General features: G+C 25.8%; 6 protein-coding genes. All 6 read right to left on the reverse strand.

What is annotated here, in order from left to right; translation table 11 throughout:
- Positions 1-2,604, reverse strand: coding sequence for an ABC transporter permease (locus I4U89_RS10220; protein WP_195940277.1), 2,604 nt, complete (start codon positions 2,602-2,604; stop codon positions 1-3).
- Entirely contained in the window at positions 2,605-3,282 is a 678-nt protein-coding gene (locus I4U89_RS10225; RefSeq protein WP_195940278.1) for an ABC transporter ATP-binding protein, read from the reverse strand.
- An 89-nt stretch (positions 3,283-3,371) separates the two neighbouring features.
- Positions 3,372-4,613 (reverse strand): sensor histidine kinase, encoded by a 1,242-nt coding sequence (locus tag I4U89_RS10230; RefSeq protein ID WP_195940470.1) that lies wholly within the window; start codon positions 4,611-4,613, stop codon positions 3,372-3,374.
- Positions 4,600-5,301, reverse strand: a complete 702-nt coding sequence (locus tag I4U89_RS10235; RefSeq protein WP_195940279.1) for a response regulator transcription factor — start codon at positions 5,299-5,301, stop codon at positions 4,600-4,602. Before I4U89_RS10235 ends, I4U89_RS10230 begins: the two co-directional genes overlap by 14 nt.
- A 192-nt stretch (positions 5,302-5,493) precedes the next feature.
- Complete coding sequence (locus I4U89_RS10240) at positions 5,494-6,492, reverse strand: DUF4003 family protein (protein ID WP_195940280.1); 999 nt, start codon at positions 6,490-6,492, stop codon at positions 5,494-5,496.
- Positions 6,493-6,619: 127 nt separating this feature from the next.
- The gene (locus I4U89_RS15850) at positions 6,620-6,748 is read right to left on the reverse strand and encodes a hypothetical protein (RefSeq protein WP_279311325.1); all 129 of its coding nucleotides are present in this window, start codon (positions 6,746-6,748) and stop codon (positions 6,620-6,622) included.
- Between the last annotated feature and the right edge of the window lie 362 nt (positions 6,749-7,110).

A 7,110-nucleotide genomic window follows, 5' to 3' on the forward strand; every position in this document is an offset into this window, starting at 1 on the left:
CTATATACTTTCTTGTCTTATATTTTCAATTACATTTTCTTTGTTTATTTTTTTCATAGGAATATATGCTGATATAAAGGTAATAACAAATATACCTACAATAGACATTAAAACTGCCTTTATAGGAAGTACCATGCCTATTTCTATAACATTGCCAAGAACTTTGTTCATATATACATCTATTAAAAGTCCTATAGGAAGTCCGTATAATAGAGCAAATACCCCATATAATAAACTTTCAAGATATATCATTTTGCTAAATCCACTAGGCGTCACACCTATTGATTTTATTATTGCAAATTCTTTTTTTCTTAAGTTTATATTTGTACTCATTGTATTTATTATATTAGTAGCACTTATTAAAGATATTGCTACTGTAAACCCATATACAAATATTTTCATAACATTAATAGCTTCTTCCATTTCTAATACGTCTTCTACATCATCTGATACATCATAGCCATATTTTTTTGCTATATCTTTCACAGCTTCTCTAGTTTCTTTTGTTTTATCTGTGTCTATGTATATATCTCCATCACTTATTTTGTATCCCAGTTTTTCTCCTACTTCGTTGTAAGTTATGAAATCTATACCCATATAAGTAGACCATCTATAACCTGGAATAAAATCTTCAGTAGTAGCTAATACTTTTAGCTTAATAGGCTCTCTTACTTCATTATCGTTTTTGTCTATATATCTCTTACAAATATTTATTGTATCTCCTACTTTATAATTTGTTAATGAAATCTCACTCTGTTTTCTTGAAGAGCTATTATCACTTTTATTTCGAAGTATTATCCCATTTTCTTTTATGGCACTTTCTTTGTCAAAGCTACCAGTTTTTAATTCTAATTCTTTTATGGCTTTATCTCCAAGAAAATTAATTCCATTATTGTCAAATGTATATACTATTTCACCATTTTTATTTTCCTTTAAAAAACGTCTTTCTATTAAATCCTTATATTTTTTATTTATATTATTTTCATTAACGTATGTTTCTGCACCATAAGGATTAATTGCACTAATTTTATTTACTCCATCTATATTATTTAAATCTTTAACTATATCATTTTTCTCTCTTATTCCGCTATACCATACTCTCATGTCATAGTTTATATCTCCGATGTTTACCTTATTAGCTTTTTCAAATAAATCAATAAATCCACTAAATGATATAAATATAACTACACTAGTCACTAAAGAAAATAAAGTTATTCTAAATTTCTTTTTATTTCTTCTAAGATTTTTGTATGCAAGGACTCCTTCAGTTTTGAATATTAACTTAACTAGCTTAGAGTTTTTTACTTTTACTATTTTTAAATTATCACTATTTCTTATAGCTTCAAGTGGAGAAGTTTTTGCGCAGTTGATTGCTGGAAGTATTGATGATACTAATATAGCCAATAATACTATTAATGCACTTCCTAATATTATATAATGATTATATATTACTCTTAGATTTATATCTGAAATAAATTGGCTATTAAATACTGTTTGTATTGATTTAAAGATTAAATCCATTCCAAAAGTTCCAACTATTAATCCTATCGGTATTCCTATTAAACTTATTACAATAGCTTCTATAAATACTAACTTCATAACTTGAGCTTTGGTTGCTCCTATAGAATTTAACACTCCAAATTGCTTTTTTCTTTCACTTACTGATATACTAAAAGAATTGTATACTGTTACTACTGTGCATGCTATTACTAATAATGTTACTGTAAGTAATATTTTATTAAATGTTTCATTTATATTTTCATAAAGACTTGCTCCTTGTAGTCTTAGTAAATATTCATTAAAGTATAAATTCTCATAATAAGTTTTATTATCATTGTTATAAATCATTGACTCGTCATTATCAGTTGATTTTTCAACTTCTAACCCTAGTATTTTTGCTATATTTGTGCCTATTTTATATGCTTCTTTAGGATTATTAAATAATATATATACATCTAATGTATCTTTTTCAAATGGTTTATTTGGTTCTAAATAAGTTATTCCATTTGAAATTTCACTTAGTTCAGCATATGTTTTTTTCATAATCCCAACAATCTTATATTCTTTTTCTTTTGTATCAGCTAAAGTTTCATTTTCTTTTAGTATTGGAATTTCTATGTCTTTTCCATATTCATCTACTCTTTTTCCAACATTTAAAGTTATAGTATCCCCTACTTTTTTATTTGTTAAAGGTATGACTCTTTCACTTAATACTATCTCATTTTCATTAGTAGGTAGTCTTCCTTCTTTTAATTTTACTTGATTCATTTCAAAACCATTTTTGTCATAAGCTTTGAGGTTAATCAAATTTAATTTATCTTTATTTAATTTTGAATATCCTAAGTCTTCGCTAATAGAGCTTTTGTCTATTCCTGCACTTTTAGTTATAGTATCTAAATCTTCTTTTTTTACATTATAAAAGGCTGAATGAAAGTATCCTTCTTGTTCTATAGTCTGTCTAAACTGATAATCCATGTAGCTTTCATATATGCTTCCTATTGAACATATTAATGCTGTTGATAATATTACTCCTATTATAGTTACTATTGTTCTTTTTTTATTTTTTTTTAAGTATCTTAAAGTTAGAGTTGTATATAAATTCATTTATATCACCTCATCTACTTTAATCATTCCATCTTCTATAGCTATTACTCTGTCTGCTTGTAGTGCTATGTTATTATCATGAGTTATCATTATTAAGGTTTGATTGTATTTTTTTACTGATAATTTTAACAGTTCTATTACTTCTTTTGAGTTTTTACTGTCTAAGTTTCCAGTAGGCTCATCTGCAAGTATAATAGATGGTCTATTTATAAGTGCCCTGCCTATAGAAGTCCTTTGTTGCTGTCCTCCACTTAGTTCATTTGGAAGGCTGTTTTCTTTTTCTTTTAATCCTAATGTTTTTAATAAATCATTTAAATATTCTTTATCTATTTTTCTATTGTCAAGTTCTGCTGGTAGTAATATATTTTCTTTTACACTAAGTACAGGTATTAAGTTATAAAACTGATATATAAGTCCTATATTTCTTCTTCTAAATATAGCTAAATCTTTTTCATTTAAAGAGTATATATCTACTCCATTTATATATACTTTTCCACTACTAGACTTATCTACTCCTCCCATTAAATGAAGTAGTGTACTTTTACCACTTCCGCTCGGTCCTACTATTGCTACGAATTCGCCTTTGTTTATAGATAGATTTACATTTTTTACTGCATCTACCTTTGAATCACCATTACCATAACTTTTAGTTATGTTTTCTACTTTTACAACTTCCATATTATCCTCCATTTTCTTAAACTTATATAATTTTTATAGTTACAGTTTATCTTCCTAGACTTACTTTAAAGTGAATTATATATTACAAATTAGTCACTATAGTTTTTATGGAATATAATATGGAATTCGCATCCTTTGTTTTTTTCACTTTTAACTGATATATCACCATTTTGACTTTCTATTATAGACTTTGACATAGCTAGTCCTATTCCTACGCTATCTTCTTTTGAGCTGTTTCTTCCTTTATAAAACCTTTTAAATATATGAGGCAAATCTTTTTTATCGATGCCCTCTCCACTGTCTTTTATAATTATTTCTGAATATATAAAGTTATCTTCATAACTAATTTCTAGTTTTCCATTTTGAGGTGTATGTTCGACACAGTTTTTAATTATGTTGACTAAAGCTTCAATAGACCATTCCATGTCACCTTTGTAGGAAATACTATCCTCCCCCTTAATACTCACATCTATATTTTTAAGTTCAATTGGTATTAAACTTGGCTCTAATGCTCTTTTTACTAATTCGTTGATATTTACATTTTTATATTTAAAATCAATTACCTTAGCTTCTACCTTTGATAGTTTTAGCATACTTTTTATTAGCCACTCCATTCTACTTAGTTGAGTTTTTATTTTATCTAAAAACTCTATTTTAGTTTCTTTTGGTAAGTCTTCATACATTAAGTCATTAAGTATTATAAGTGAAGTCATAGGAGTTTTTAATTGATGTGAAATATCTGATATAGTATCATTTAAAAATATCTTTTCTTTGTTTAATAGCTCTACCTTTTCTTTAAGTATATTAGTCATTTTTAAAAGTTCTGTTTTTAAAAGACCAATTTGTCCTTCTTGGTTTTTATTTTTCATCTCATAATCTCTACCTTCTGAGCTATGATATACATAGTCAGTCATATCTTTTATATCACTATATATATACTTAAAATAGTACACAACTAAAATTAAAATAAATATAAATACAAGCACTATAAATAAAGTATTTAAACTAAAAATGTCATTTATGCTTTCATTTATAATAGGCTCATTTTTAAGACTTATGTTTTCATTATAGTTATATTTATTTAATACTTCTTTACCTAAAGTTATGTTGTCCTTTGATTTCCCTTGAGTTATTATAGCTACTATTTCTTTTTCTAAGCTAGGATTTTTAGAAAGTATAGAACCTATTATAGCTTGATTATTCTCTACTATTTTATCCTTTATAATATTTACACTTTTGTAGCTTATTCCTAGTGAAAGTATTATAGATAGTATAAATAATAAAATATAATTTCTTATAAAACTTTTTACTTCTACATTAAATAGAAACATTTTTTTCACTTCCATTCCACTTATATCCAACACCTCTTACTGTGTGTATATATCTAGGATTTGTTATATCATCTTCTATTTTTTCTCTAAGCCTTTTTATATACACTGTAAGAGTATTATCATTTATAAAATCATAAGTAACATCCCATAGTTTTTCTAAAATTTGAGTTCTACTTAAAACTATATTGTTGTTTTGAATTAATATTAGTAATAACTTATACTCTGCAGAAGTTAAAAAAATCTCTTCTTCTTTTTTATAAACTCTAGCTTCTAGTGTATGTATACTTAAATCTCCATACTTTACTATCTTTTTATTTTCATTATTATTTTTTCTTCTTCTAAGAACTGCATTTATTCTAGAAATAAGTTCTCTAACTCTAAACGGTTTTGTTATATAGTCATCTCCTCCAATATCTAGTCCCATAACTATATTTACTTCTTCATCACAAGCTGTTAAAAATATTATAGGTGTGTCATTAGTTTCTCTAAGTTCCTTGCAAAACTCGTACCCGCTCCCATCAGGCAACATTACATCTAGTAATATAATATTATAATCTTTAGTTTTTATCTCTTTTTTTCCACTTTCTAAATCTTTACATATATTTATATTAAAACCTTCCTCTTCTAGAGCATATTTTACTCCAAAAGCTATAGTGCTATCATCTTCTATCATAAGAATATTCTTCATAAATCCTCCAAATTTTACCATTTTAGTCTTTGTATTTATTATACAATAATTAAATTATTAAAGTAGTATAAACAAAATGACATATTAGTCACTTATATAACTTTATTTATCTTTAAAAAAGAACCTCAGCAAATATTATAAATTGCTAAAGTTCTTTTATATACTACTTATACTACAATTTATTTAATTTTTCTAGTTAGATGCTGAAGCTGCACTAGATGCTGCTATAATAGCTACAACAGTTGCAATTTCAATAGCTATTATTATATCTAAAAGTATATTACTACTTATAGAATCTATATTACTTTCTTCATTCAAGTACTCAGCATATGATGATGCTACAATAGCTGCACTTATCATATTTCTATTAGTCTTACCTAAAGACCAATTTCCAAACCCTTTTACTTCACTTAACTTATCAGAAACATTTTTTATTTGATTAACCAATTGATTTTTATCACAATCAATTAAAGATAATACACCTATTAATGGGTATCCATATCCATCTATTTTACAGTTTTGTTTATCAAGTAATTCTTTAATTCTTATTACTTTATCTAATGTTTCTTCACTCTTATTTTTATCTAATGCCATTATATGAGATAATGATTGAAGATTGTTTGATTTATAAAACCCCTTTGAATTAAGTTCATTATAGCTTTTTTCTATATATTCTAGGTCATTATCTAGGTCTTTTGAATTTATAGCTATAAGAGCTGCTCTACAATAATCATCACTAGATGTTATCCACGGATGATGATTTTTCATATATTCATATACGTACTTAGTCTTTTCAATAGCCGTATTTATATCCATTTTTTCTTGGTTTTCATTTATTATAATTGCTACAAAAGGTAAATATGAATCATTTGAGAACTTATTTTCTTTTAATTTATTATATATATTTAGTATAGACTTAAATTCATTTTCTCTATCCGTCTTAGTTGATAACAAATTTGCTAGATAAAATATACTGTGACCTCTAAAGTTTGAAAATATTCCTGTATTTGCTTTAATTATATCTATACTTTCTTCTATTTTTATTGGATTTATATTTTTATTTTTTATGGTAGATGCTAATACACAACTATACTGCATCATTCCCATTTGCCATGCCCCTTTTATTTCCTTTGTTTTTTCATAATTTTTTATAAATAGGTTTAGCTTATTGTTTATTATATGATCTTGCATTATTTTCATCTCCCACAATTATTTTGTATATATTTTAAGTTTATCATAAAATATACTACTTTACTAAATAGCTATTAATTTTTTCTTATAGTATTCATGTGCATACCTATGCAAAAGATGTTAAGAATTATTTTTTCTTAAATTCCTTATTATCTAAAATAATAACATCTGACTTACCTTCCTTTGCTGCTTTTTTTGCATGATTTACAAGCTTTATAACATTCTTGTATGATTGTTTTGCTCCCTTTACAAGCAAGGGGATCCCCCCTCCTTATGAGCTTGGTTCTCCTCCATTACCTAAATACATTATTAACTTGTCATTTATAACTTATTATTTTAAAAATAATCATCTAACATTAATAAAAATCTCATTTACTTATATTACAGTTCTACGTAACTAAACCTTAGGAGTATATTAGTATTATCTATAGATTCATTATTAAATTATAAGCCCATATTTTCTTTAATTTGCCTTATCAAATTTTCCTTATTTTCTTCTAGTTGAATAACTCTATTTACATTGGCTCCAGATGGATGTGGAAATCCTTTAAGAATCTGTTTTTCGTAAATAATTCCTTCCTCTGATAACTTATACAGTACCTCTTCAACTGCTCTGCC

Source organism: Romboutsia sp. 1001713B170131_170501_G6 (assembly GCF_015668195.1).
GTDB lineage: Bacteria > Bacillota > Clostridia > Peptostreptococcales > Peptostreptococcaceae > Romboutsia_C.

Excerpts from the sequence above, each read along its gene's own strand:
- I4U89_RS10225 (WP_195940278.1), bottom strand. The coding sequence starts at position 3,282 with ATGGAAGTTGTAAAAGTAGAAAACATAACTAAAAGTTATGGTAATGGT.
- I4U89_RS10220 (WP_195940277.1), bottom strand. The coding sequence starts at position 2,604 with ATGAATTTATATACAACTCTAACTTTAAGATACTTAAAAAAAAATAAA.
- I4U89_RS10240 (WP_195940280.1), bottom strand. The coding sequence starts at position 6,492 with ATGCAAGATCATATAATAAACAATAAGCTAAACCTATTTATAAAAAAT.
- I4U89_RS10230 (WP_195940470.1), bottom strand. The coding sequence starts at position 4,613 with ATGTTTCTATTTAATGTAGAAGTAAAAAGTTTTATAAGAAATTATATT.
- I4U89_RS10235 (WP_195940279.1), bottom strand. The coding sequence starts at position 5,301 with ATGAAGAATATTCTTATGATAGAAGATGATAGCACTATAGCTTTTGGA.